20 protein-coding genes are annotated in these 25,701 nt (G+C 35.7%); 9 read left to right on the top strand and 11 right to left on the bottom strand.

Annotation, left to right across the window (positions count from 1 at the left end; genetic code table 11):
- Nucleotides 1-4: 4 nt before the first annotated feature.
- The 5 genes from DRF59_RS01615 to pnuC form a co-directional block, all read right to left on the bottom strand.
- Entirely contained in the window at nt 5-2,587 is a 2,583-nt protein-coding gene (locus DRF59_RS01615; protein WP_115956542.1) for a TonB-dependent receptor domain-containing protein, read from the bottom strand.
- Nucleotides 2,588-2,713: 126 nt separating this feature from the next.
- Nucleotides 2,714-3,739: an endolytic transglycosylase MltG gene (mltG, locus tag DRF59_RS01610; RefSeq protein ID WP_115956541.1), complete on the bottom strand. Its 1,026-nt coding sequence runs from the start codon at nt 3,737-3,739 to the stop codon at nt 2,714-2,716.
- A 33-nt stretch (nt 3,740-3,772) separates the two neighbouring features.
- Nucleotides 3,773-4,540: a diaminopimelate epimerase gene (dapF, locus tag DRF59_RS01605; RefSeq protein WP_115956540.1), complete on the bottom strand. Its 768-nt coding sequence runs from the start codon at nt 4,538-4,540 to the stop codon at nt 3,773-3,775.
- A gap of 90 nt (nt 4,541-4,630) precedes the next feature.
- A complete protein-coding gene (locus tag DRF59_RS01600) occupies nt 4,631-5,296 on the bottom strand; it encodes a hypothetical protein (RefSeq protein ID WP_115956539.1) in 666 nt (221 codons plus the stop codon).
- 4 nt (nt 5,297-5,300) lie between these two features.
- Complete coding sequence (pnuC, locus tag DRF59_RS01595) at nt 5,301-5,963, bottom strand: nicotinamide riboside transporter PnuC (protein ID WP_115956538.1); 663 nt, start codon at nt 5,961-5,963, stop codon at nt 5,301-5,303.
- A 164-nt stretch (nt 5,964-6,127) separates the two neighbouring features.
- Between pnuC and DRF59_RS01590 the strand changes: the two genes are divergently transcribed.
- The 3 genes from DRF59_RS01590 (at nt 6,128) to hemN (ending at nt 10,238) form a co-directional block, all read left to right on the top strand.
- A complete protein-coding gene (locus DRF59_RS01590) occupies nt 6,128-7,645 on the top strand; it encodes an amino acid permease (protein WP_115956537.1) in 1,518 nt (505 codons plus the stop codon).
- Nucleotides 7,646-7,689: 44 nt separating this feature from the next.
- On the top strand, nt 7,690-8,703 hold the full coding sequence (locus DRF59_RS01585; RefSeq protein ID WP_115956536.1) for a WD40/YVTN/BNR-like repeat-containing protein: 1,014 nt from the start codon (nt 7,690-7,692) through the stop codon (nt 8,701-8,703).
- A gap of 176 nt (nt 8,704-8,879) precedes the next feature.
- Nucleotides 8,880-10,238 carry an oxygen-independent coproporphyrinogen III oxidase gene (gene hemN, locus DRF59_RS01580; RefSeq protein ID WP_115956535.1) on the top strand — a complete coding sequence of 453 codons (1,359 nt, stop codon included), beginning with the start codon at nt 8,880-8,882 and terminating at the stop codon, nt 10,236-10,238.
- A 65-nt stretch (nt 10,239-10,303) separates the two neighbouring features.
- Here hemN and DRF59_RS01575 read toward each other — a convergent pair whose 3' ends face one another.
- Nucleotides 10,304-11,668, bottom strand: coding sequence for a PQQ-dependent sugar dehydrogenase (locus DRF59_RS01575; RefSeq protein ID WP_115956534.1), 1,365 nt, complete (start codon nt 11,666-11,668; stop codon nt 10,304-10,306).
- 216 nt (nt 11,669-11,884) lie between these two features.
- Here DRF59_RS01575 and secD point away from each other — a divergent pair, with 216 nt between their 5' ends.
- Both secD and DRF59_RS01565 read left to right on the top strand, forming a co-directional pair.
- The gene (secD, locus tag DRF59_RS01570) at nt 11,885-14,779 is read left to right on the top strand and encodes a protein translocase subunit SecD (RefSeq protein WP_115956533.1); all 2,895 of its coding nucleotides are present in this window, start codon (nt 11,885-11,887) and stop codon (nt 14,777-14,779) included.
- Between the two features lie 142 nt (nt 14,780-14,921).
- Nucleotides 14,922-16,142, top strand: coding sequence for a TCR/Tet family MFS transporter (locus tag DRF59_RS01565; RefSeq protein ID WP_115956532.1), 1,221 nt, complete (start codon nt 14,922-14,924; stop codon nt 16,140-16,142).
- Between the two features lie 624 nt (nt 16,143-16,766).
- Here the strand turns inward: DRF59_RS01565 and DRF59_RS01560 are convergent.
- Complete coding sequence (locus DRF59_RS01560; protein ID WP_115956531.1) at nt 16,767-17,594, bottom strand: GLPGLI family protein; 828 nt, start codon at nt 17,592-17,594, stop codon at nt 16,767-16,769.
- Nucleotides 17,595-18,219: 625 nt separating this feature from the next.
- On the opposite strand from DRF59_RS01560, the gene DRF59_RS01555 reads away from it, so the two are divergent.
- The 3 genes from DRF59_RS01555 to DRF59_RS01545 are packed head-to-tail and all read left to right on the top strand — an operon-like array spanning nt 18,220 to nt 19,933.
- Nucleotides 18,220-18,555: a Sec-independent protein translocase subunit TatA/TatB gene (locus DRF59_RS01555; RefSeq protein ID WP_115956530.1), complete on the top strand. Its 336-nt coding sequence runs from the start codon at nt 18,220-18,222 to the stop codon at nt 18,553-18,555.
- Between the two features lie 2 nt (nt 18,556-18,557).
- Entirely contained in the window at nt 18,558-19,124 is a 567-nt protein-coding gene (locus DRF59_RS01550; protein WP_115956529.1) for a phosphatase PAP2 family protein, read from the top strand.
- A complete protein-coding gene (locus DRF59_RS01545; protein WP_115956528.1) occupies nt 19,121-19,933 on the top strand; it encodes a tetratricopeptide repeat protein in 813 nt (270 codons plus the stop codon). Before DRF59_RS01550 ends, DRF59_RS01545 begins: the two co-directional genes overlap by 4 nt.
- Before the next feature lie 29 nt (nt 19,934-19,962).
- On the opposite strand, the gene DRF59_RS01540 is transcribed toward DRF59_RS01545, so the two are convergent.
- Nucleotides 19,963-20,436: a 23S rRNA (pseudouridine(1915)-N(3))-methyltransferase RlmH gene (locus DRF59_RS01540; RefSeq protein ID WP_115956527.1), complete on the bottom strand. Its 474-nt coding sequence runs from the start codon at nt 20,434-20,436 to the stop codon at nt 19,963-19,965.
- 302 nt (nt 20,437-20,738) lie between these two features.
- Here DRF59_RS01540 and DRF59_RS01535 point away from each other — a divergent pair, with 302 nt between their 5' ends.
- On the top strand, nt 20,739-21,752 hold the full coding sequence (locus tag DRF59_RS01535) for a YihY/virulence factor BrkB family protein (RefSeq protein ID WP_115956526.1): 1,014 nt from the start codon (nt 20,739-20,741) through the stop codon (nt 21,750-21,752).
- On the opposite strand, the gene nhaA is transcribed toward DRF59_RS01535, so the two are convergent.
- The 3 genes from nhaA to DRF59_RS01520 all read right to left on the bottom strand — a co-directional run bounded on the left by nhaA (nt 21,749) and on the right by DRF59_RS01520 (nt 25,611).
- Complete coding sequence (gene nhaA, locus DRF59_RS01530; protein ID WP_115956525.1) at nt 21,749-22,924, bottom strand: Na+/H+ antiporter NhaA; 1,176 nt, start codon at nt 22,922-22,924, stop codon at nt 21,749-21,751. The genes DRF59_RS01535 and nhaA overlap by 4 nt on opposite strands.
- 2 nt (nt 22,925-22,926) lie before the next feature.
- A complete protein-coding gene (locus DRF59_RS01525) occupies nt 22,927-25,137 on the bottom strand; it encodes a RelA/SpoT family protein (protein ID WP_115956524.1) in 2,211 nt (736 codons plus the stop codon).
- Between the two features lie 108 nt (nt 25,138-25,245).
- Nucleotides 25,246-25,611 carry a hypothetical protein gene (locus tag DRF59_RS01520; protein ID WP_115956523.1) on the bottom strand — a complete coding sequence of 122 codons (366 nt, stop codon included), beginning with the start codon at nt 25,609-25,611 and terminating at the stop codon, nt 25,246-25,248.
- Nucleotides 25,612-25,701: the final 90 nt, after the last annotated feature.

The raw sequence follows: 25,701 nt of genomic DNA, 5'->3' as shown, positions 1-25,701 counted from the left end.
TGTATTACATCGGGCTTCCACCTTGTTCGTCGTCACCATTTGTATTTGAGTTAATATCTTTTTTAACTTTTGGTTTCGTCTCAATTTTTTCACCCTGCTTAAATTTATAAGTGAAAGATAAAGCAAACTGTCGTGGCTGCCACTGCATTTCCATATCTCTCGTGAACTGGGCATTATCTGAGTAATTTCTCATCTTTCTGGTATTGAAAATATCCCTGATATTAAATCCGATAATTCCATTACCCTTCCAGATCGTCTGGCTTACACCCAGGTCTATACCATACATTGCCTTTCTGTTATTCATAGCTGTTTTTTCAGCAGCCCTGTAGAAACTTTGAATTTGTAAACTTAACGTTTTGGTTGGTTTAAACGTATTGTTGAGACGTATTCTGTATGAGAAACCTGAACCGGAGAAATCATTTAATGTCTTTGGATTATCAGGGAATAAATTATAAGTTCCTGTATTTTTATATCCGTACAGGTCTGCAGAAAGCATGATCTTCCACCAGTTAAAAGGATCATAGGTTCCGTTAAGGTCTAAACCATAGTTGGTTTCGGTACCGACATTGAAAGGGATGGTATTCACAGCTCCTTCTTTATCTATATACTGATATCTGTTTTGTTCGTCTTCAGATCTCTTGAAGTATAGTGTAGGGTTAAAGGTGATTTTTTTCTTTGAATAATTATACCCCAGCTCAAAAGAGTTTTCATACGTTGGATTAAGATCAGGATTTCCTCTGAAATAATTCCGGTCGTCATCAAAAGACATGAAAGGAATCAGGGAAAAAGCTCTTGGGCGGTTAATTCTTCTCGAATAGTTTAACAAAATCTGGTTGTTTTTAGCCAGGTCATAGCTTAAAAATACAGAGGGAAATAATTTGGTGTAGTTCTTATTTACCTCAGGAGTATTTGCCGGATTTCCGTTTTTATCAAAATTTTGAAAATTAACATCAATTTTTGATGTTTCACTTCTTAATCCTAGCTGATAAGCAAACTTTTCTCCGATCTTGCTTTTAAACTGTGCATAAACACCAAGGATATTTTCAGAGTAGACTGTATTGCTGGTAAAATCATATCTTGTAAACGGAGTCTGGCCATTATTGCTTTGGTCTACAAAATACTTATAGGTATTTTTATTATAATCGTATCGTGCACCGGCTTCCAATTTAGAGTTATCGCCTATTGGAAGTTCATAATCAATTTTTCCGATGAATGTATCTGTTTTAGAATCTGTATTTACATTATTGATGATATTTCCCTTGGGATCTATCACATTTTCTGTAAATGACTTTTGAACAATCTGATTGATCCCGTCAGTCTTGTTAGTCTGATAGCTTGCAGATGCAGATAACAGCTGGCCTTTATCTCCAATTTTCTGATCAAATCCCAAATCGAACTGAGTTGCCAGGTTTTTGTTATTCCCATAGCTGTTTCTTTCCCTTACAACATTATTAAGCTCAGAAGGTAACCTGTAAACTCTTTCATTGTAAGTGTTAAGTCCTGTTTGATCAGTGTCAAAACTTCTGATCATTCCTGAAAAGTTGATGGAGGTTTTATCATTGAAATCATGAGTAAAACCAGCGGTTACATTATAAGTGTCGCTCTCCCGCGTAGTTTTTCCATTTTGCTGGGAATATTGTGTAAAAGGAAATGCCTCAGGATCCAATCCATTAATATCATCCTTTCTTGTAGTGGTATTTTTTGTAGTACTTTCATTCTTCTGATAGCCACCACCACCGTTTAAAAACCAGGTCCAGTTGCCTTTTCTCCAGTTCAGGTTAGCATTGAGGTTGGTTCTGGGTAGGTAACCTAAAGTCCCCGTTACAGTTCCGTTAAATCCTATTTTTTTATCCTTTTTCAGAATAATGTTTAGGATCCCCGCAGTTCCGCTTGCCTCAAATTTTGAAGAAGGATTGGTAATTACCTCAATTCTTTCAATCTGATCTGCCGGGATACTCTGCAAAGCATTGGCGCCATCATCTATACCCAAAAGGGAAGAAGGCTTTCCGTTAATTAAAAATTTTACGTTAGAGTTTCCTCTCATAGATACCGTTCCATCAGTATCTACTGAAACAGAAGGCACATTGGTCAGGACATCCTGAAGATTTCCTCCTTTGCTGACAATATCCTGGGATGGATCATACGTCTTTTTGTCGAGTTCTACTTTGTAAGGTTTGGCTGCAGATGCTGTAATTACAACGCCCTGAAGCTCCTGTGTTTTGCCATCCAACGTACTGGTAGCTTCAGGTTCTATGGATAATGCGCCAATATTCCCTGCACCGGTAATATTTTTACTGATAACACTTTTTTTGTAATCAATTGCTTCTACGGTAATTTCATATTCTCCCGGGGCAAGCTGTAAACTGTATTGCCCTTTTTCATCAGTTAATACTGCATCGCTGAGAGTTTTTGTAACTTTATTGCTAAAGGTTACAGAAGCATAAGCTACAGGCTGGTTTTTCTTGTTGACAATGATACCTGATACGGCTGCTTTTTCCTGGGCAAAAGCCATCGCTGCAGCGGAGAGCACTAAAGTGAGCCCTAAAGCCTTTTTCGTAAAAATATTGACAATCTCTGTCTTATTCATAGGTTATTTTTTGTATAAAATCATAAAGGGATACCCCTAATATTATAAAATATCAGATTGTTCTGATTTTCATAATATTACGATTTGTTATTATTTTACTGTATAAATTCTAAATGTTTTCTAAGCCTATTTAATATTTTTTGAATTTAACCAATCCTGATAGGCTTTTGCATTTACAGCATGTTCTTCAGCGCTTGCTGTAAACTTGTGATATCCAAATCTTGCAGGGTCGGCACACATAAATATATAATTATTATTTTCCGCGTCTAAAACGGCATCTACTGAATTTTTATCCACAACACAAATCGGTCCCGGAGGAATTCCTGCATTCGAATAGGTGTTGTATGGAGAGGGAGTAGATAAATGTTTATACAAAACCCTTTTAATAGGTTCCTTAAAATTAGTTTGTTTATTGATCGCATAGATTACGGTAGGATCAGACTGAAGTTTCATCCCTTTTCTGTAACGGTTTAAATATAATCCTGCGATTGTTTTCATTTCATCCTTTTTTCCTCCGGATTCTTTGTATACAATAGAAGCCAGAGCATAAATCTGATCTCTTGTCAGGCCAGATTGCTGTTCTTTATTTTTCCTTTCACTGGTCCAGAAATCATTGTACTGTTCCTCAAACTTTGCAAAAAATTCTCTGGGTCTTACTGTCCAGAAGAAATTGTAAGTATCTATAAAAAAATATTTTTTAAGATCTTCTGCATTTTTAAATCCTTTCTCCCTGGCAAGACCATCAAGGTCATTAACGAAATGTAAAGAATCCAGCTCTGTTTTTTTGGTCACTTTACCGATCATCTGATACATATCTCCAAAATCTCCTATTCTGAAAGAATTTGCTGTTTGATTACCAGCCTTAATCATATTCACCAGATCGGTATTTCCTGTTCCTTCTAGAATATGGTATCGGCCTGCTTTGAAATTTCTTTCAAGACCTTTGTCTTTGGCTACGGCTTCAAAAGACTCCTTATTTTTTATATATGGAGCAATAGAATCCAGAATCTGTTTAAAATCCGCTTTATGGGGAATTAAAACATACCCTTCTTTTTCTACATTGTTTCCGAAATATTTATTATAAAATCTCAAACCAAAAAATCCCGCGATCACAAAAACCAGCAGAATGATAATGAGAATAGCTTTTTTCATTCCTAATAATATTGATTAAAAGTTTTTTTGTTCTTAAAGGAGGTCTATTTTTCCTTTAAAAACCTGCTTTGCAGGACCTTCCAGCCATATGTTCAGGAATGAGTCACCACTTTTTTCAGCATAAACTTTGAGGTTACCTCCTAAAGTTTTAACTTTTACAGAAGTTAGATTGTCTTTTTGCAGAAAAGTTAAAGCAGAAGCCGTAACTCCTGTTCCGCAACTGTAAGTTTCGTCCTCAACGCCTCGTTCATAGGTTCTTACAAAGATTTCATTATCAGAAATTTTTTCAACAAAATTTACATTGATTCCTTTTTCTCTATAGTTTTCAGAATTTCTGATGCCGTTTCCTTCAGCAAAAACTTTAAAATTTTCAAGATCGTTTACGTATTTTACATAGTGAGGAGATCCTGTATTAAGAACAGAATCAGTACCATCATAGGAAATAGAGTCTACATCAATCATTTTTAGCTTAACAATCCCATTGTGGATTTCCGCTTCATGTTCACCATCTATTGCGATGAATTTACATCTGTCTTCAAAAATATCCAGAAAAAAGGCAAACGCTACCAGACATCTTCCTCCGTTTCCACACATTGTACTTTCACCACCATCAGAATTGTAATATACCATTTTGAAATCATACTGATCATCATTTTCAAGCAGAATCAATCCATCTGCACCAATTCCAAAACGTCTGTCACAAAGCTTCTCAATAATATTCTTATCCTTAGGGAATTGAAGGTCACGGTTATCAACCATTACAAAATCATTTCCGGTTCCCTGATATTTATAAAATTCCATTGTTCTGTATATATAAAGAGGCAAAATTAATATATTTAAAACGAAAAAACGAACAGTGTTAGCTGTTCGTTTCTTTATTTATAATTGTTTTTATCTAAAACCTCCGGAGTTCTGTCTGTTTGAGTTCCCCGAGTTATTAGAACTGTTTCCCTGGTTACCCGAACCTCCTCTGAATCCTCCACCGTTTGAAGATTGTGGTTTGTTGTTGTTTCCGGAGTTTCTGAAGCCTCCGCTGTTTGAATTTTTCTGAGGATTCTGATAATTTCCTCCACTTTGATTTCTGAATCCTCCACTATTATTTTGGTTCCATTGTTTATTCTGGTTACCATTGTTCTGGTTTCTGAAACCTCCGTTATTATTTCTGTTACTGTTGTTATTGTTTCTATTATTATAGAAACCGCTATTATTGTTATTATTAAAGCCGCTTCCGCTATTGGTCTGGCCCCTGAATCCATTATTCTGTCTTGATGATTCAGATCTTCTTTCTACATATACTTTTCTTCTTGAATTATTATAATTGTAGTAGTAATAAGGAACGCCATTATCATAATAATAATTTATGTCGTTTCTGTAATAATAGCCGTCATTACCCCAGTATCCACCATTTCCATAATATCCGGAAGGAGCATAATAATATCCGTTATTATAATATGGGTCTCCGTAACCACCATTAGCATAACCGTCTGAATATGCCAGACAAGAAGTTAAACTGGTAATAGCAAAAATACTGACTGCTATTTTTAATAAATTTTTCATGACTTTATTGTACTTTTTTTTCTTTTAAACTTTTTTTCCAATTAAGGTATCCTAGGATAGCCATTATAGTAAATACCAAATATTGAACCGAAGTGATTCCAAGTCCCTTAAAAATCATCATAGGGATGCAAATTAAGTCTCCGATAATCCAGAAAACCCAGTTCTCAATGCGCTGTTTGGCCATAAACCACATTCCTACTAAAAATATTGAAGTAGTGAATATATCCAGCCAGTTCGCCCAATCTAAATGATATAATCCGAAATCAGCATTTTCTGCATTATCAATATAAGGTTTATAATAATAAATCAGGGTGACAAAAGCCAGACTCAGGATAAAAAGGATACCTGCGTAGAACCATTCTTTTTTTGTTGCCCAGGTAACATCTACGTGAATATGGTCTGATGAGTTTTTAGACCATAGAATCCAGCCATAAACACTCATTATAGTATAGTAAACATTAATAAGGCAGTCTCCCAGTAATCCGAAATTAAAAAGAATATAAACATAGATCAGGGTTGAAATAATGCCGGTAGGGTATACCCAGATATTTTTTTTGATAGAAAAATAAACACTCAGCGTTCCAAAGAAAGCACCTGACGCCTCCAGCAAAATCTGTAAAGCTGTATAATTTTCATACGGTTTTACAAAAAGATCATATAAGTTCATGTGATCAAAAATAAACAAAAATTAACACTTTATAAAATACTTTGAATCATGTGTCAGTCAGGTTTTTAAATTTTTTATTTAAAATAAATGATGAAAATTTGCCGATAAACGTGAGAGTTTCTAAATTTTTTATATTTTCGTAAATCCTTAATAAATAAAAAAACATGTCTAAAATTTGGGTTAAGAAGCCACTGAGTGCCTATGAGGCAGATATGCAGAAAAGTGAGCTGAAAAAAGTCCTTGGAAAATGGAGTTTAACAGCAATTGGAGTAGGTGCTATCATTGGCGGTGGAATCTTTGTTCTTACCGGAACCGGAGCCTATTACCATGCAGGGCCGGCACTGGCAATTTCTTTTATCATAGCAGGTATAGCCTGTGTTTTTGCAGCATTATGTTATGCAGAGTTTGCATCTATTATTCCTGTTGAAGGTTCAGCATATGCTTATGCCTATGGAACGGTAGGAGAAATTTTTGCCTGGGCAATGGGCTGGTGTCTCATTCTGGAATATGCCATGGCAAGTATGGCGGTTTCCGTGAGTTGGTCCGGTTATTTTACCAAATTTTTAAAAATTTTTGGAGTTCATTTACCTGCCTATTTAACTTCCGATCCGGCAAGTTATACAGGAGAAGGTTTCTCAATGAATCTTCCTGCATTTATTCTGGTTCTGTTGATTACCGCCTTATTGGTTAAAGGAACAAAAGAAGCGGCAGGAGCGAACAACCTGATCGTTCTGTTGAAAACTTCAGCTGTTATCTTTGTAGTTATTGCAGGAGCTTATATCATTTTCTCAAATCCAGAGCTTTATAATGCTACTGAAGGGGTTAAAAACTGGAATCCTTTTATCCCGGATCAGATTTCTATTAAAAACTCAGAAGGAGATATGGTATCGGCGTATGGTATTAAAGGAATTATTTCAGGAGCTGCAGCCATTTTCTTTGCATATATTGGTTTTGATGCTGTTTCTACCCAGGCAGGAGAAGCTATTAACCCTAAAAAGGATGTTCCTTTTGCTATTATTGCCTCATTACTAATTTGTACAGCCTTATATATCTGTGTATCTCTTGTTTTGACAGGGATGATGCATTATACAGACTTTAATCCTGAAGGAAAATATCCTGATGCGATCAAAGCTCCGGTAGCGTATGCATTTGAAATTGCAGGAAAACACTGGGCAAGTAATATTGTTACGATTGCTGCTACCGTAGGACTGATTTCCGTAGTAATGGTAATGATGATGGGACAGTCAAGAATCTTCATCGGAATGGCAAAAGACGGGTTAATTCCGGGGTTCTTTGGTGAACTTCACCCGAAAACAAGAACTCCTTATAAAGGAATTATCTTACTGGGTATTGTAGTAGCATTTATTGCTGCATTTACTCCGATCTCCACGCTGGCAGATATGACAAGCTTTGGAACCCTGTTTGCATTTACATTGGTTTGTATTGCTGTTTGGGTAATGAGAAAGAAAGAACCCAACCTGATCAGACCATTCAAGGTGCCGGCATATAAAATAGTTGTAGCATTGGGAGTGATCATTAACCTGTATCTGATATTTAATCTGAGTGCTCATGCACTGGAACTTTCAGCAGTATGGTTATGTCTTGGAGGTTTTGTTTATTTCCTTTATGGAAAGTCACACAGTAAACTGAACAATCCTGAAAAATATAAAAACATAGATTAATATTAATATAAACCGCTTCGGCGGTTTTTTTGTTGTAATATATTATGAAAAAGATCATCTCCATTGTATTACTGTCTGTAGGAATGAATATATTTTCCCAGCAGGTAAAAAGCATTGAAACAATTCTTAATGACAAGATCAGCATCAGGGCTCTTGAGGTATATGATCATAAAGTCTGGTACAGCGGAACAGACTCTAAGTTTGGCTTTGTTGATCTCAAGGACCCCAAAAAACAGAAACAAATCAGGTTATCAGAGGACAAATTACAGTTTAGAACACTGGCTCAGGATAAAAATGCTTTTTATGCTATAAATATTGAGAGCCCTGCCCGTTTCTTTAAAATAGATAAAAAAGACCTCAGGTCGCAGATTGTTTTCACAGATACAGCCAAAACAGCCTTTTATGATGCCTTACACTTTGTGAATGACAGACTGGCGTATACTTTCAGTGATGCAGACCGGGATCATTTGTTGAAACTGGCAGTATACAGGAATGGAAAATGGGGCATGTTTAACAATGACCTGATACTGAACGATGGAGAAGCTGCTTTTGCTGCCAGTAATACCAATATCTGCTCAGCTAAAAATTATGTCTGGATTGCAACAGGTGGAAAAGCTTCAAGGATTGTGAGACTAAATACAGACAACAATAAGCTGGAAGTTTTCAATACACCGTTTATACAGGGAGAATCTTCGCAGGGAATATATTCCATAGATTTCAGCAGTGACCGGTTTGGAATTGCCGCAGGAGGGGATTATACCAGGCAGGAAGCTAATATTAATAACATAGCAACCACTTCCGATGGTGGAGAAACATGGCAGATTCAGGCTTCAGGACAAAATGCAGGATATATAACCTGTGTAAAGATTAAGCCAGGCTCAAAAGGGAAGGAGATCGTTGCAGTCGGAGACCGGCATATCAGTTATTCTCAGGATTTCGGAAAGACATGGAAAAAAATTTCCGATGAAAAAGGTTTTTTTGTATGTCAGTGGATAGATGGAAATACAATTGTGGTTGCCGGTAAAGATAGAATTGCAGTGATGAAATTAGAATTGTAAATATCAGGTATAGAATTTATCATTGTCTATAAAAAGGCCGATGAACAGGAATTTAGATTCATTATAAAATAGAACCTAATATAATTCATAGGTTAAAATTCATAACTAATAGCTAATTTTGCAGGATGAAATTTTAATGGTGTTAAATTTCATATTCTATAAAATTTAATTTTCAGATGAACTCTTTAATAGATAAATATAATATTCCCGGTCCTCGTTACACTTCTTATCCGACGGTTCCGTATTGGGATGAAAATACGTTTTCCCCGGAAAAATGGAAAGAAAGCGTAATCCGGTCTTTTCATGAAAGTAATGCAGAAGAGGGGATTTCTATTTATATTCACCTGCCTTTTTGTGAGGCATTATGTACATTCTGTGCGTGTCATAAACGTATTACAAAACAGCATAGTGTTGAAATTCCTTATCTCGAAAGCGTTTTAAAAGAATGGAAGCTTTACCTTGATCTGTTCAATGAAAAACCTAAGCTGAAAGAATTACACCTGGGAGGAGGAACTCCTACGTTTTTCTCTCCTGAGAACTTAAAGACATTGCTGAACGGAATTTTTTCAACAGTAGATATTGCGGAACATCCTGAATTTTCTTTTGAAGGACATCCTAATAATACTACAAAAGATCATCTTCAGACTTTATATGACCTTGGTTTCAGAAGAGTGAGCTTTGGGGTTCAGGACTATGATCCTAAAGTTCAAAAAGCCATTAATCGGATTCAGCCTTTTGAAAATGTAAAAAATGTAACGGAATGGGCTAAAGAAATCGGTTACAGAGGAATAAGCCATGACCTTGTTTTTGGACTTCCGCATCAGAACTGGGATGCAATGGAACATACGATCAGAAAAACAATGGAATTGAAACCGGACAGGCTGGCATTTTATTCTTACGCACACGTTCCGTGGGTGAAAGGAGTCGGGCAAAGGGGATTTGATGAAAATGACCTTCCCAGTGGAGAAGAAAAACGCCGTTTATATGAAGATGGTAAAAAACTGCTTCAGGACTTAGGATATATTGAAGTGGGGATGGATCATTTCTCACTGGAGCATGATGATTTATATCAATCTTTAATTCACAAAAAGCTTCACAGAAATTTTATGGGATATACTTCAAGCAATACTCAGCTGATGATTGGACTGGGAATGTCAGCCATTTCAGATTCATGGTATGCTTTTGCCCAGAATGTAAAAACTGTTGAAGAATATCAGAAATCTGTTGAAGAAGGGGAAATACCTGTGGTAAAAGGGCATGTATTGAATGAAGAAGATCTTATAGTCAGAAGGCATATTCTGAATTTAATGTGTCAGCTCGAAACAACTTTCAATGTAGATAACTCATTTCCTGAACTCGAAAATGCATTAGAAATGCTGAAAGAAATGGAAAATGACGGATTAGTGGAAATTAGTGGTAATGAGATTAAGATTACAGAAGCAGGAAGAGCATTTACAAGAAATGTAGCCATGGTTTTTGATCTCAGAATGATGAGGAATAAGCCTGAAACAAGAATTTTCTCAATGACAATATAAAATATAAAAAGCGGTTCACTTGAACCGCTTTTTATATTTACTTAAATTTTAAGTTTAAAGATACTTTATTTAATAATGATTTTTTGGCTATAAGACTTCAGATTGCCTGATTTCAGGTTGATAAAGTAAATGCCGGAAGGAATTCCGGAAATGTCTATACTTTTTTTATTGACCAGATTATTGGTTGTCAGAATTTTTCTTCCTTCAGTATTAATAATCTCCAGAATAAGATTTTTATCCTTAATTCCATCAATGAATAATTCTTTATGTGCCGGATTAGGGTAGATATTTATTTTTCCAAGGGAATTATTTTCCTGAATACCTAAGGTTCCTGTTGATATTTTAAAAATTTTCCCATTGTTTACAGCTGCAGCATACAGCTCTTTCTGATAATCTTCCCCGAAAGTAGAGAAATTATTTCCGGAATAGGGTGTTGTCCACGTGATGGCATTATTACTATCCAGAATTCCAATTTGGGTGGAACAATAATCTGCAAAGAAATATTTTCCTTGTAATGAAGGATTCTGGGCTCCTCTGTAAACATATCCTCCTGTGATAGAACATTTCCCTCCTGAATGATCATATACGGCAATAGGAAAGGTCATGGTGGATGGTGTGGCACATCCTGCAGTATTATAAGCATTGTTTCCTTCGTAACACCGCCAGCCGTAGTTTAAGCCAGCCTGAGTTATAGGCATCTTGTTTATTTCTTCTATCGCTCCCTGGCCAACATCTGCAATCATGGCATTGCCTGTAGTCAGGTCAAAAGAAAATTTCCAGGCATTTCTTAATCCATATGACCAGATTTCATCAGCACCATCGGTTCCCACAAAAGGATTGTCAGCCGGAATATTATAGGGGCCGGTGGCATCCACATCGATTCTCAGCATTTTTCCAAGGAGTGAATTTTTGTTTTGGGCATTGTTGTTGGGATCTCCGCCGCTTCCTCCATCTCCGGTAATGATCCAGAGCTTTCCGTCAGGTGCAAAATGTATACTTCCTCCGTTGTGATTGTCGAAGGGTTTGGGAATATTCAGTATGATCTTTTCAGAATCAGGGTCGGCTGTATCAGGATTGGTCTGGCTTACGGTATATCTGGCGACAACAATATTTCCGGCAGTATTGTTATAATAAACAAAAAAATACCCGTTGGAGGGGTATTGCGGGTGAAAAGCAAGTCCTAAAAGACCTCTTTCTCCACCATACGTTATTTTTGAAGTAATATTCAGAAAGTTGGTTGCATTTACGGTTCCCGTGGGTTGTATGATTTTTATAATCCCGTTTTGCTGCACAACAAAAAGACGGCTGTCGTTCGCGTTTGTAATTTCGACCGGGCTGGTAAGTCCGGTAGCAAATTCTTCCAGATTAATACTTTGAGAATTAACGATTAAGGAAGAAAGAATAGTCATCGTAAAAAGTAATTTTTTCATAATATTTTGATAGTTAGTGTGTTGAAAAATGTATGAAAAATTTATACCAATCAAAATTTGAAAACTTCATTAAGATAGTGTGGAAAAATTGTTAAATCTTAAATAGAGATTGTAATACCAATATATCTGAAAATAAACCATTTCTGTTGTTAAAAATTCATAAAATACAAGAAAATCATTATATTTGCCGACTTAATTTAACGTAGTTATAACAAAATGCAAGGAAAAGGACTTATTACAATTGTTGCTATTGTCCTGGGGTTGATCTGCTTAAACGAGCTATTACCAACCTGGTACGCCAGCAAAATTGAATCGCAGATCGAAGCTGCGAAAGGAAACGAGAAAGAGATCAAACGCATCAAGGAAGATACTCTTAATCTTGGGTATACAAAGCTTTATTATTCAAAAGCTAAAGACAAGGAAATGAAACTTGGTCTTGACCTTAAAGGAGGGATCAATGTTCTATTGGAGATCAACCAGAGAGATCTGGTGAATGATTTAACCAATTATTCTACCAATCCTGTTCTTATTGAAGCTTTAAACAAGACTGATGAAGTTCAGAAAAATTCTACAAAATCGTATATCGATAACTTCTTTGAACAATTCGATGCGGTTAACAAGGCAAAAGGAACAAACCTTAAGCTTGCAGATCCGGAGCTTTTCGGAAATACAACCCTGTCTGAAATCAAGTATAATACTACTGATGAGCAGGTAAAAAGTATTGTTAAAAGAAGAATTGATCTTTCTGTCGGAACAGCTTTCGAGGTAATCAGAACAAGAATTGACAAGCTTGGTGCAATTCAGCCGAACGTTCAGAGAGTACCCGGAACTGCTAGAATTTCAGTAGAAATGCCAGGAATGAAGGATATCGATAAAGTAAAGAAAATGCTTCAGACTTCAGCAAAACTACAGTTCTGGGAAGTACAGCAGGTTCCTGAGATCGTACCTTATTTCCAGACATTGACAACTATGGTTGCAGCAAAAGGAGATTCTATGGGAGTTGCAAAAAATGTTAACTTCATGAATCTTTTACAGCTTGACAAATTAAGTAGTAATGGTGTTGCCAACGTAAAATTATCAGATACTGCCGTTGTAAATAAAATATTAAACAGCAAAGTAGGTCAGGCTTTACGTCCGGCAAACATTAAATATACACAATTCATGTGGGGTTACAAACCTGAAGCTACAAGCCCGGATAACCTGGTATTGTATGCAATCAGAGGTAACATTAATCAAAAAGCTCCGGTAGATGGTGCCGTAGAAACGGCCAACATCAGCTATGATGAACTGGGAAGAGTGGTAGTAGATATGCAGATGGATTCCAAAGGAGCAAAAGAATGGAAAACTTTAACAGAGAAAAACGTTGGAAAACCGGTTGCTGTAACTCTTGATAACAGAGTTTATACTGCCCCGAACGTTGTAAATGCTATTCCTAACGGAAGAACTCAGATTTCAGGGAACTTCTCTCAGGATGAAGCAAAAGAATTGGTTGACGTTTTAGGAGCCGGCAAATTACCGGCAGGAGCAAAAGTAGTTCAGGCTACTCAGGTAGGTCCTTCTCTAGGGCAGGAATCTATCAACGCCGGTATGATCTCATTTGCTATTGCCTTCTTAATTATCATTGTTTATATTATTTTCTATTATGGTGGTGCCGGTGTGTACGCTGTAATTGCAATGGTAATCAACCTTTTCTATATTTTCGGAATTATGGATTCCGGAGACTTTACCCTTACGCTTCCTGGTATTGCCGGTATTGTGTTAACGATGGCAATGGCGGTAGATACAAACGTAATTATCTACGAAAGAACCAAAGAAGAATTATTTGCAGGTAAGAGTATCCTTGAAGCTTACAAAGATGGTTTCAAGCATGCATTAAGTGCCATTATTGATGGTCACTCCACTACGTTATTGACTGCTGTTGTATTATTCTTCTTCGGAACAGGGCCTATCAAAGGATTTGCATTGACACTGATGATCGGTATCATCATGACATTGTTTACATCTGTATTGCTTTCAAGGGTAATGATCTTCAACAGATTGAATAAAGGTAAGCAGCTTTCCGTATGGACTCCGCCAACGAAGAACCTATTCAGAAATACATGGATTGATTTCATCGGAAAGAGAAAATACGCGTATATTATTTCAGGTATTTTAACGGTGATCTGTATCGGTTCTATGGTAACCCATGGTTTCAAATATGGTATTGATTTTACCGGAGGTAGAAATTACATCGTAAGATTTGATAAGCCGGTTAATGCTAATGATGTTGAGGAAAATCTGGTAAAACTGTTTAAAACTGAAGATGGTAAAAATTCTTCGGTAGAGGCTAAAACTTTTGGTAATGCCAATCAGTTAAAAATTTCTACAGATTATCTTATTGAAGATGAGTCTTTAAAGGCTGACCAGACTATTGAAGAAAAACTATATCAGGGATTAAAAGGAAACCTTCCTGCAACGCTTACCCTAAAAGATTTTAAATCTGCAGATAAAGACCATGCCGGAATTATTTCATCTGAAAAGGTAGGTCCAACAGTGGCAGACGATATTCAGACACATGGTATCCTTGCCGTAGTTGCTGCTCTTGCAGGAATCTTTATTTATATTTTGTTCCGATTCAGAAAATGGCAGTTTTCTTTAGGAGCTGTGGCAGCATTGTTCCACGATGCAGTAATTATCTTGGGAACATATTCCCTGCTTCATAAATATATGCCGTTCAACATGGAGATCAATCAGGACTTCATTGCGGCTATCCTTACTGTCTTAGGGTATTCTATTAACGATACGGTAATTATCTTTGACCGAATCAGAGAGTATCTGAGAGAGAAGAAATCTATAACACTGGCGGGATTATTTGATGATTCAATTTCCAGTACATTAGGTAGAACATTCAACACCTCATTTACAACCATTCTGGTAATCCTGGCAATTTTTATCTTCGGTGGAGATAATTTAAGAGGATTTATGTTTGCATTGTTAATCGGTATTGGGTTTGGTACCTACTCATCAATCTTTATTGCATCTGCAATTGCTTATGACTTTCTTAAAAAAGGAAAAGAGGAGGGAGTACACGGAAAAACAACTTCTAACAAAGAAGTACTTGCTTCAAAGTAATACAAACTACAATAAATAAGTAAAGCCTTTCGAAAGAAAGGCTTTTTATTTTTAATAGCAGGAGATTAACTGATATTATAATTTTTTAATATATCGAAATTTAGAATCATTATTTTTTAGTTTTGATTAATTTTGCAGGATCATGGAAAATTCAAAGAAAAAGGCCGCTATAGGCTTCATATTTATCACTTTACTGATTGATATAACGGGATGGGGAATCATTATTCCTGTAGTTCCCAAGTTAATTGAAGAGCTTATTCATGCAGATATCAGTGAGGCCGCAAAGTATGGTGGATGGCTGGGATTTGCTTATGCATTTACTCAATTTATATTTTCACCGCTTGTAGGTAACCTGAGTGATAAATACGGACGAAGACCCATTATTCTCATTTCTCTTTTCGGTTTTGCTGTAGATTATATTTTTCTGGCATTGGCTCCCACTATCTGGTGGTTGTTTTTAGGACGGATTATTGCAGGGATTACAGGGGCTAGTGTTACGACTGCCAGTGCTTATATTGCAGATATTTCCACTGATGAAGACAGGGCAAAGAATTTCGGGCTTATTGGGGCAGCTTTTGGTCTCGGTTTTATCATAGGTCCTGTCCTTGGAGGAGTTTTGGGACATTATGGTGCGAGAGTGCCGTTTTATGCAGCAGCAGGTTTATGTTTGCTGAATTTTCTTTATGGCTATTTTATTCTTCCCGAAAGTTTGGATAAGGATAAAAGAAGAGAGTTTGACTGGAAACGGGCAAATCCTGTAGGATCATTTAAGTTTTTAGGTAAGCATCCTGAAATTTCAGGACTGATTGTATCATTGATTCTGATCTATATTGCAGGACATGCTGTACAGAGTAACTGGAGTTTCTTTACCATGTATAAGTTTAACTGGACAGAAAGAATGGTAGGAATTTCGTTGGGGGTAGTAGGTTTGCTGGTTGGGCTTGTACAAGGGGGACTGATCAGATGGACAACTCCGAGGTTAGGAGAGCAGAAGAGTATTTATTACGGATTGGCACTGTATGCTGTGGGAATGTTACTTTTTGCTTTTGCATCAGAAGGTTGGATGATGTTTGTGTTTTTAATTCCTTATTGCTTAGGAGGAATTTGTGGACCTGCCCTGCAATCTGTGATTACCAAGAGTGTCCCTTCTAATGAACAGGGAGAGCTGCAGGGAGCATTGACGAGCCTTATGAGTGCAACCTCAATTATCGGCCCACCGATGATGACTAACCTGTTTTATTTTTTCACACATGATGAAGCACCGTTCAAGTTTTCCGGAGCACCGTTTTTCCTTGCATTTATTTTAATGGCCATTAGTGTTATTGTTACCTATTCTGCTTTTCACAAAAAAAATAAATTGTAAAATTTGCGATGATGATAGAGCAGGGATTTGAAAAATACCTGGAAAGAATTCATTATTCCGAGGATTCGGAAGCAAATATCAGCGTGCTGTAAAAAAATTATCAACTGCATCCTTAGTATATTCCCTTTGAAAATTGACTCATATACGGGAACTGTTCCTTCGCTCAGATTATCATGTTTTAGGAAAGTGGTTAGCGAATGCAGGGGTGTTGTTATGAACATAATCTGCTTTTGAAAAAGTACTGGAATATTATGATTTAGTGTGGAATTACAGCTAACAAGAGTCATATAGAGAAAAGGATGAAAATACTGCCAGAACTCATTTACTGCTTCTTGTTGTGATAGACGGAGATAAATTATCTTATTGAGTGTGACTTTGTGGCAGTTACGCTTACATGTCCTTTGATCAAAAAGAAGTTATATTGGTTAGGAGTAAAGAACAGTTGTTCAGGATAATGAAGGAATTTTTGGACTGCAAGAAGAAATGCAGTGTACAGAGAGAATGATCTCGTGGATAAAATTCAAAAAGAATAGACTGGATATATGGAGTGATATCCTATAGAATCAGAGAAAAGATAGAGAAGTTATTAATAGAAGATAAAAGTTCCGGTTATTAAGGTTTATACTATCTTTTTCTTTTAAATACATCAACTAATTCAATTGGATTATTATCGTGTATTTTACTCTCTTTTATTTTAATATCTAAATCTTTCAAAAATTTTTGTTTTTCCTCGCTACTTTTAAAAATTATATCGCCACTAAAAGCTTTATTTCTATATCTTTCCAAAGGACTTTCTTTAGATATCTCTTGATACTCATTAAAACTAATTTCTTTTACATTTTTATAAGTATCATCATTTAAAACAATATAATTAGATTTTTGTTTTTGAACAGATATTATTTCAAATATGTGAGTATTAGTTTTATCATAAACCTTTAGAATAAGGCCAGGTAGACCTCGAAATTTATATGGTCCATCTGAAATAGGGATTTCATTAGTAAACCAAGCGATCCATTCTCTTCCTCCAAAAGTAGCTATTGCTTTTTGAACTGGATATCCTGATATTTTTTCTTTTTCATTTAAAATCTTCCAATTTATTGTTCTTTTATCTTTAACCTTTAATGCAGGATTAGGCATGTGATTATCAGTATAAAAATATAATATACTATCATTCTTTTTTTCTACTACATATTTTATTTTCATTGATTTATCTGGAAATAGCATTATTCCTTTTCTCGACATTACTGCCATCGTTGAATCAGATAAAATATGTTTTAGTCCTGTAAAAATAGATTCCTTTTTTTCATTATTAAAATCAAGAATTACAACTTCTTCAGATATATTATCTTTCTGTAAAGTATCTATAATAAATTTATAATTATAAGAAAATCTAATATTTTGAGAATAACATATAGAAAAGAAGAAAAGCCAGAAGAAAAATATAATTTTCATATTTAAAAAAACTTTAAAAGGGTGCTTTCCAAAGTAACCCTTTATTAATTTAGATTTAATTGTTAACCTTAATTTTTAGTACTTTTGTAATGAAGTACAAGCATCAACACACACTAAATCATGAATCTCCATATACACCCGTACTACACCATTAGCCAAAGCAGCACCATCTACGAGGTTCCATAAGTCCTCCAACTACATTTTTCAAATTTTCTCTTGAAAGTTTTTAAGATTTTTCATAATTAATATTTTATATTAAGCTATAAATATATACAATTAGTTAATCACTACATGGAGATATTTTATTATGTTAAATAAAAAATTCTAGCTAAATTTAATATTAATAAGCAAGTGGAAGTGATCAGCTTTTTTTGCTCTCTGGTGAAAGGCTATGGATAAAGAAATTGATTCTATTGTTTACAATTTTACAATATTGTTCCCTAATCCGGAAAACGTGTGAAACTGTTTACTGAATTATTAAAAAAAATGGAGATATTGAATTTAAAAAGTGACGGGGGATTATCTATATACATGTGTTATTGAAATGGGCTTTTAAAATCTTAAAATTTATTTAAAATTTAAGTTTAAAGTAAATAAATGTTATAATCTTTTGTAATTTTACAAAATGGAATTAAGCATTGGAGAAATGGCACTCATTGCCATCGCAATCGTTGTATTATTCGGACCTGATAAACTTCCGCAGATCGCACGTGACCTTGGGTCTGGCGTTAGAAAAATGCGTGGTGCAGTGGAAGATATCAAAACTGAAATTATGAAAGAGACCGATAATCCTGTTTCTGAAATCAAGCGTGAAATTGAAAAGGTAAAAGATGCTGCTAAAGATTTCAATCCGGTAAACGATATCAAAAAAGATATTCTGACAGAGCCTGTTGCATCCAATGAGCCTCCAAAACCTAAACCTTCTGAGGATGAAACTTATGAAGGGCCTGTAAGCAGATAAATATGGAAGAAATTATTCAGGAAGATAAAAAGGTGTTTCTATACCTTAATAATTTAGGTGATTCTTCTTTTGACCAGCTGTGGATGCTGATTTCCAGTACCTGGATCTGGGTACCCCTTTACATTATATTCCTTTATTTTTTATATAAAAACTATAAACTAAGATCTTTGGTTTTTATTCTGATTTTTTTAGCACTTGGAGTAACAGTTTCTGACCAGCTGGCCAGTGTTTTTAAATATGGTGTTGCCAGACTGCGGCCATGTCATGATCCTACATTGGAACATCATATGAGAATTGTAAAATGTGGCGGGCAATTTGGATTTTATTCCGCACATGCATCCAATACGTTCTTTCTGGCATCTTTTTTAAGTATTTTATTGAAAAATAAACTTAAATGGTTTCCATATGCTATATTTGTATGGGCTATAGTGGTTTCCTACAGCCGGATTTATTTAGGAGTGCATTTCCCGATAGATATTTTGGTGGGGGCGTTTGTTGGATCTTTATTGGGAGTGGTATTTGGAGCACTCGCCAGAAAAGTGATCAACAAACAAAATATAACACCATGAAGAAAGCTTTATTACTGCTTGCATCCATTTGTATCTCATTTAATTTTTACGCCCAGGATAAAAAGCTGGCGGAAGAATGTTTTAAAAAAGCAGATTATAAATGTGCTGAAGAACAATATCTGAAATTAGCTGAAAAAGAACAAATACAGAGATTTCAATCTGAATATTATAATTATCTGGGAACTTCTCAAAGAAGGCTTGGTAAGGCTGCTTTAGCTTTTAAGTCTTATGAGTCAGCTCTTAAAGCTAATCCTATGTCAGCTCCTGTGTATGTTAACCTGTCTTCATTGCATAGTCAGAAAGGAAACAAGACAAAAGCGCTGGAATATGTAGAAAAGGGACTTCAGGTAGAGCCTGAAAATGTAGATCTATATCTTACACGTTCCAAAATTTATGACAGTCAGGGAAAAAAGGATCTTGCAATCAAAGATCTGAATCAGATCCTTGGTTTTGCACCAGATAATATTTTTGCGAAGACAGGATTGGCCAACCTGAAAAAGAATAACGGAGATCTTGAAGGAGCTTTGAAGGATTATAACCAGCTTATTGCTGAAAAGCCTGAATCATTGCTTTATAACGGACGTGCAGATGTATATTTAAAAATGAAAAAATATAAAGAGGCTCTTACAGATGTTAATAAAGCAACTTCTATAGATCCTAAATTTGCTCAGTCTTATGTAACAAAAGCCTTGGTTTTATTTGATACCGCAAAGCCTAAAGAAGCCTGTGAAAATCTTGATAAAGCAGTAACATTGGGATATGAAAAAGCCGTATTGGCGGACTATTATACTAAATGTGCCAAAAAGTAATTTCTGAATTATATCTGAACTTTTCGAAATCAGTCATTGTGATAGGGCTTTCCCTGAAGGATCTGATCAGCTCTGTAAAGTTGCTCAACAATAAAAAGCCGGATCATCTGGTGAGTAAATGTCATTTTGGAAAGTGACATTTTCTCATTGGCCCTGCCATACATCTCTTCCGAAAAGCCGTAGGCTCCTCCTATGAGAATATGTACTTTTTTTATGGAAGAATTCATCCATGAATCGATTTTCTGTGAGAATTCGCGGCTGGTAAATTGTTTCCCTTTTTCGTCAAGTATTACAACCAGATCGTTTTTATCAATATGATTCAAAAATAATTTAGATTCCTCTTTTTTAAGAAGGTCGGGGGACAGGTTTCTGGCATTTTTAATATCCGGAATTTCAATGATTTCAAAATTCCAGTGTTTGGGAAGGCGGTTAAGGTAATAATTGATTAAAGAATTAATTTCCTTATCATCTGTTTTACCGATACAAAGTAAACTAATGCGCATTGTAGGAAGTTTCAGCCGCAAATATAAGTTTTTTAAGGAAAGGAATCAAAGTCTGCCCGGGTTTCAATAATTTCTTCTTATTCCAATATTTAAGGTTTCAATAAAATGATAATATCTGTAAAGACAAAAGATTTACTATTTTAGATCATCTTTGGTTTACACCTTAATTCTATATAATTTGCCATTTAGAAATAGGAGTAGGAAAATGTTTATATTTGTATAAAAGAGAATAAGGATACTGTAAAAGCTAATAAAATCAGTACTCTGATCTCTTGAGCTAATTGTGAAATAGTAAACAACAGATGAGTATAAAAGTTCCCGGTTTTATCCTGAAAATTCAAGACTTTTTTGATGACATACATATTCCTGTTCTGGGAATATCATTATGGCAAATGTTTCAGATTTATATATCCGGAATTTTTAAAGATAAGATAGGCAGGAAAGCTGCGGCTATTTCCTGGAGCTTTACCATCAGTTTATTTCCCTTTATACTGTTCCTTCTTTCGGTATTGCCTTATATGCCACATTATGACAAGCTGCAGTTTTATATTTTTGAAGTGCTGATGCATAATGTTTTTCCTTCCAATATGGAAAATGATGTGAGAGGATATATTGAAACGAATATTATTCCCAATATGAAAGGAATCAGTAACCTTACCATAGTATTGGCTCTTGTATTTGCCACCAACGGGACTTTTTCGCTTATTAACGGATTTAATGAGAATACAGATGAGAAATTAAGTGATGTAAAGGAGTTTATTCTATCGTTTTTTATCACAATAGGCTTCATCACAATTGTATTTCTGACCTTATTCGGAGTTTATTATGTAGAGGTGGTAATGAAACTCTTTACACCTTCCTATGATGTTTCATGGCTGGTTGACAACCTTTCCAGTATTATCGGGTTTGTATCTTTTCCGTTATTCTATTTTATCCTGCTTACTTTATTTTATTGGCTGGGAACGGTGAAAATTATCCGTTTCAGACAGGCAATTCCCGGAGCGGTTCTTACAACGGTTTTGTTTTTGGTGACCACCTATATTTTTGCCATTTATGTAAAAGATATAGCCCGTTATAACGTTCTTTACGGTTCCATCGGAAGTATGATCCTACTGATGGTATGGGTGAATGTAAATGTGTATCTTCTTCTGTTTGGAAACGAGCTTAATATGGCGATCAGAAAGCTTAGAATTGAAAAGCTTTTATCTGATGAGATCCAGAAAGAAGCAGGCCTGTTTCATACCCAGATCACAGAACCCGATTTTGATACAAACGAGGAGCATAAAAGGAATTTGGAAGACCGGAAAAAGGATTAATCTTCCGGCTCCGGACGCTCTTTAGAGCTCATACTCAGTATTGTAAAACCAAGAATTGCAGCTAAAAAAGAAGCAACAAGTATAGCAAATTTGGCTTCATCCTGAATGTAAACCTCATTTTTAAAAGATAAAAGGGCAATAAAGATAGACATAGTAAATCCAATCCCGGCGAGTAAACCTACACCCATCATCTGAGTCCAGTTACTGTTCTGGGGTAAGGAGCTAAGTTTTAGTTTAATTGCAATAAAAGAGAATAAGTTGATTCCTATCAGTTTACCTAAAACCAATCCGCAAATGATTCCTAATCCCAGCGTGCTGGCTATTCCGGAAACCATCTCGCCGGAAAAAGTAATGTTGGTATTGGTCAGTGCAAAAATTGGCATAATCAGGAAACTTACCGGAATATGCAGCTGGTGTTCCAGTTTTTCTAACGGTGAAATTTCAACATTGGAGACATTCGTTGGAATTGAGAAGGCCAGTAAAACACCTGCTATTGTAGCATGAATACCTGAATGGTGAAGAAAGTACCATAAGAAAAGTCCCGGAATAATATAAAAAACTATGCGGGTAACTTTTAAAAAATTAAGGATGAAAAGCAGCGCAGTTATTCCAAAAGATAGCAGCAGATAATTCCAGTGGATCTGGTCTGTATAGAAAATTGCAATGACAAGAATGGCTCCCAGATCATCTACGATAGCCAATGCAGCAAGGAATATTTTAATGGAATTGGGTATTCTTTTTCCCAGCATTGAAATAATTGCTAGAGAGAATGCGATATCCGTTGCCATCGGAATTCCCCATCCGTTACTGTATTCTGTTCCTGAATTAAATAAGCTATAGATAACTGCAGGAACAAGCATTCCGCCAACAGCTGCAAAAATAGGTAAAGAGGCATTTCTAAAAGAAGAAAGCTCTCCCTCTACAAGTTCTCGCTTTATTTCAAGACCTACCAGCAGGAAAAATACAGCCATCAGTCCGTCATTGATCCAGATGGCAACCGGATATTCCAGATGGAAGAGGTGGGTACCTACTTCTTTGTCTAACAGATTTTGAAATCCTTCAGCAGCAGCAGAATTAGCGATGAGTAACGAAATAAGTACGCAGAAAATAAGAATGATTCCTGATGCCTGGCTGTTATTGAAAAATTTTTTGAAATAAAGTGATAAATTCATATTTAAGATTGTAGTCGTCTCACTCTGGAAACGCCATTAATATTTTTAAGCTTTTTAAAGGTCTCTTCAAGCTGTCCTTTATTTTTTACTTCAAGGGTAATGTTACCTGTAAAAACCCCGTTATTGGATTCAATGGACATACTTTTCATATCCATTCCCATACTTCCGCTGATCACAGTGGTAATATCATTGATCATTCCCATTCTGTCAAGACCTTCAATTTCGATCTTCACCCTGTTTTTAAAGCTTTCCGCATTAACCCATTTGGCAGGAATAACACGGTAATCATATTGTGCTCTGAGATTAATGGCATTCGGGCAGTTATCACTGTGTACTTTAATTCCATCAGAAATAGTAATAAATCCGAAAATTTTATCTCCGGGGATTACCGTACAGCATTTTGCATAGCTGTAATTCAGCTTTTCTTCATCCTTACCAAAAACAATCATATCAAGGTTTTGTTCTTTAGGCTCCTCGAAATGTTGATTTTTTGAAGGAGACTTCCTGAATCTTGAAAGCAGATTGTTGAATACGTTTTTACTTTCGATGTATTTTCTTAAGCTGCTGGCATCCAGTTCGTTGCTTTGGAATTTGAGAAACAGTTCCTGGGATGATTTTAAATTGAAAAATTTTTGCAGTTTATTAATTTCTTCATCATTAAAATTGATTTTCGCATGTCTCAGTTTTCTCTGCAGAATCTCCTTTCCATCTTCAACCAGCTGATTCTTCTGTGAATTCAGGTAGCTTTTGATTTTTGACTTAGCCTTTGAAGTAACTACAAATTCCAGCCAGTCTGATTTAGGTTTCTGATTTTGTGAGGAAAGAATATCTACCTGGTCACCATTTTGCAGAATATATGAAATAGGAACTAACTTTCCGTTGATCTTCGCGCCAAGACATTTCATTCCCAGATCAGAGTGTACAGAAAAAGCAAAATCCAGTGCTGTGGCATTCGTTGGCAGAATCTTTATTTCTCCTTTAGGAGTAAATACGAATACCTCTTTTGAATAAAGGTTAAGTTTAATATTATCCAAAAGCTCAGAAGTAGAAAGGTTTTGCTGTTGCTCAAGAACCTCTCGGATTTCTGTAACCCATTTCTCAAAATTACGGTCATCAGAGCTTTGTTTATACCCTTCCTTATATTTGTAATGGGCAGCAACACCTTTTTCGGCGATTTCGTCCATCCTTTCTGAACGGATTTGCACTTCGATCCACTTTTTATCAGGACCCAGAACTGTGAGATGAAGACTTTCATAGCCTGTTGAACGTGGTTGTGTGATCCAGTCTCTCATTCTGGACGGATTGCTGTGATACACATCTGTAACGATTGAATAGATCTTCCAGGCCAGGAATTTTTCATTTTTAGCATCAGATTTATAAATAATCCTGATTGCATAATTATCAAAAACCTCTTCAAAGGAAACACCTTGTTTCAGCATTTTTCTATAGATAGAAGAAATCGCTTTTGCACGTCCTTTGATCGTGAAATTTAAACCCTCTTCCTTTAACCTTTCTGAAACCTCGGTTTTAAATTCTTCAATATATTTTTCACGGCTTTCTTTAGCAAGTTCCAACTTCTCCGTGATCTCATTATAGACCTCAGGATTGTTGTATTTTAATGAAAGATCTTCCAGCTCGGATTTAATATTATACAATCCCAGGCGGTGGGCCATGGGTGCATAAATATAAACGGTTTCCGAAGCTATTTTTTTCTGCTTGTCCGGAGCCATGCTTTCCAGGGTCCGCATATTATGAAGCCTGTCTGCAATTTTGATCAGAATAACTCTGAAGTCTTCAGAGAGTGTCAGTAAAAGCTTTCTGTAGTTTTCTGATTGTACCGAAATATTCTGATGGTTCATGATGGATATTTTGGTTAATCCATTCACGATATTGGCAATTTTTTCTCCGAAGATTTTTTTCAGGTCTTCATAGGTATAGTCTGAGTCCTCAATGACATCATGCAGAAGGGCACAGGCAATAGAAGTAGCTCCCAGACCAATTTCTGTGGCTACAATTTTAGCAACAGCAATGGGGTGGTAAATATAAGGTTCTCCGGTTTTTCTCCTTTGATCCTTATGAGCATCCAGAGCAATGTCGAATGCTTTCCGGATGAGTTTATTGTTTTCCTCATCCAATGTCCTGTATGTGTTAGAAATCAGATCCTTATACCGTGCAAGGATTTCCTTATTCTCTTGTTCTAAGTCGTAACTCATTTGTGCAGATGCCTATAATTAGACGAAAATACGAAATTTTTTAGTTTTTTCAAACATAAAAAATCCGTAGAAGACTCTACGGATTCCGGTTATTAGGTTTTATATCTCTTAGAATTTTACTTCCGAATTCATCCCGTCACTTGACGTTCTGATTTTGATGTCGGGGCTGTTGTGAATTTCAGCCCTGTTTCTTGCATCTATATATTTTTTAATAGTATCATAATTAGCCTGGTCAATACTCATATTTTCAAATAAATAGGTTCTAAGAACCGAATATTGGGTGAAAATACTCCGGGCTGTATCTATTTCACTGTTGTTTTTTACAGCAATACTTACCAGGTATTGGGAACTATGGTTTTCACTATTAAGGTATATGATATAGTCTGAATTTTGGAACCCTGAATTTTCCAGATCGTTTTCGAGCTTTTTGTAATCGCTGTGATGATCAAATTGCCCAGCTAATATATTTGACATAATTAATGGGTTTTAAGTTGTGATTAAAGTTAATAATAATTTCTGAATTATTTAAAGAAAAACAATAAAATTTACATATTAATATTTTGT

Source organism: Chryseobacterium flavum, assembly GCF_003385595.1.
Classification (GTDB): Bacteria; Bacteroidota; Bacteroidia; order Flavobacteriales; family Weeksellaceae; genus Chryseobacterium; species Chryseobacterium flavum.
Note: the sequence above shows the minus strand (reverse complement) of the source record. Positions and strands in the feature narration are given on the sequence as shown.

Coding starts and splice junctions, on each gene's coding strand:
- DRF59_RS01565 (WP_115956532.1), top strand. CDS start 14,922: ATGGAAAATTCAAAGAAAAAGGCCGCTATAGGCTTCATATTTATCACT.
- DRF59_RS01615 (WP_115956542.1), bottom strand. CDS start 2,587: ATGAATAAGACAGAGATTGTCAATATTTTTACGAAAAAGGCTTTAGGG.
- DRF59_RS01575 (WP_115956534.1), bottom strand. CDS start 11,668: ATGAAAAAATTACTTTTTACGATGACTATTCTTTCTTCCTTAATCGTT.
- DRF59_RS01600 (WP_115956539.1), bottom strand. CDS start 5,296: ATGAAAAATTTATTAAAAATAGCAGTCAGTATTTTTGCTATTACCAGT.
- hemN (WP_115956535.1), top strand. CDS start 8,880: ATGAACTCTTTAATAGATAAATATAATATTCCCGGTCCTCGTTACACT.
- nhaA (WP_115956525.1), bottom strand. CDS start 22,924: ATGAATTTATCACTTTATTTCAAAAAATTTTTCAATAACAGCCAGGCA.
- DRF59_RS01545 (WP_115956528.1), top strand. CDS start 19,121: ATGAAGAAAGCTTTATTACTGCTTGCATCCATTTGTATCTCATTTAAT.
- DRF59_RS01525 (WP_115956524.1), bottom strand. CDS start 25,137: ATGAGTTACGACTTAGAACAAGAGAATAAGGAAATCCTTGCACGGTAT.
- DRF59_RS01590 (WP_115956537.1), top strand. CDS start 6,128: ATGTCTAAAATTTGGGTTAAGAAGCCACTGAGTGCCTATGAGGCAGAT.
- pnuC (WP_115956538.1), bottom strand. CDS start 5,963: ATGAACTTATATGATCTTTTTGTAAAACCGTATGAAAATTATACAGCT.
- DRF59_RS01520 (WP_115956523.1), bottom strand. CDS start 25,611: ATGTCAAATATATTAGCTGGGCAATTTGATCATCACAGCGATTACAAA.
- DRF59_RS01550 (WP_115956529.1), top strand. CDS start 18,558: ATGGAAGAAATTATTCAGGAAGATAAAAAGGTGTTTCTATACCTTAAT.
- dapF (WP_115956540.1), bottom strand. CDS start 4,540: ATGGAATTTTATAAATATCAGGGAACCGGAAATGATTTTGTAATGGTT.
- DRF59_RS01585 (WP_115956536.1), top strand. CDS start 7,690: ATGAAAAAGATCATCTCCATTGTATTACTGTCTGTAGGAATGAATATA.
- secD (WP_115956533.1), top strand. CDS start 11,885: ATGCAAGGAAAAGGACTTATTACAATTGTTGCTATTGTCCTGGGGTTG.
- DRF59_RS01555 (WP_115956530.1), top strand. CDS start 18,220: ATGGAATTAAGCATTGGAGAAATGGCACTCATTGCCATCGCAATCGTT.
- DRF59_RS01535 (WP_115956526.1), top strand. CDS start 20,739: ATGAGTATAAAAGTTCCCGGTTTTATCCTGAAAATTCAAGACTTTTTT.
- DRF59_RS01560 (WP_115956531.1), bottom strand. CDS start 17,594: ATGAAAATTATATTTTTCTTCTGGCTTTTCTTCTTTTCTATATGTTAT.
- DRF59_RS01540 (WP_115956527.1), bottom strand. CDS start 20,436: ATGCGCATTAGTTTACTTTGTATCGGTAAAACAGATGATAAGGAAATT.
- mltG (WP_115956541.1), bottom strand. CDS start 3,739: ATGAAAAAAGCTATTCTCATTATCATTCTGCTGGTTTTTGTGATCGCG.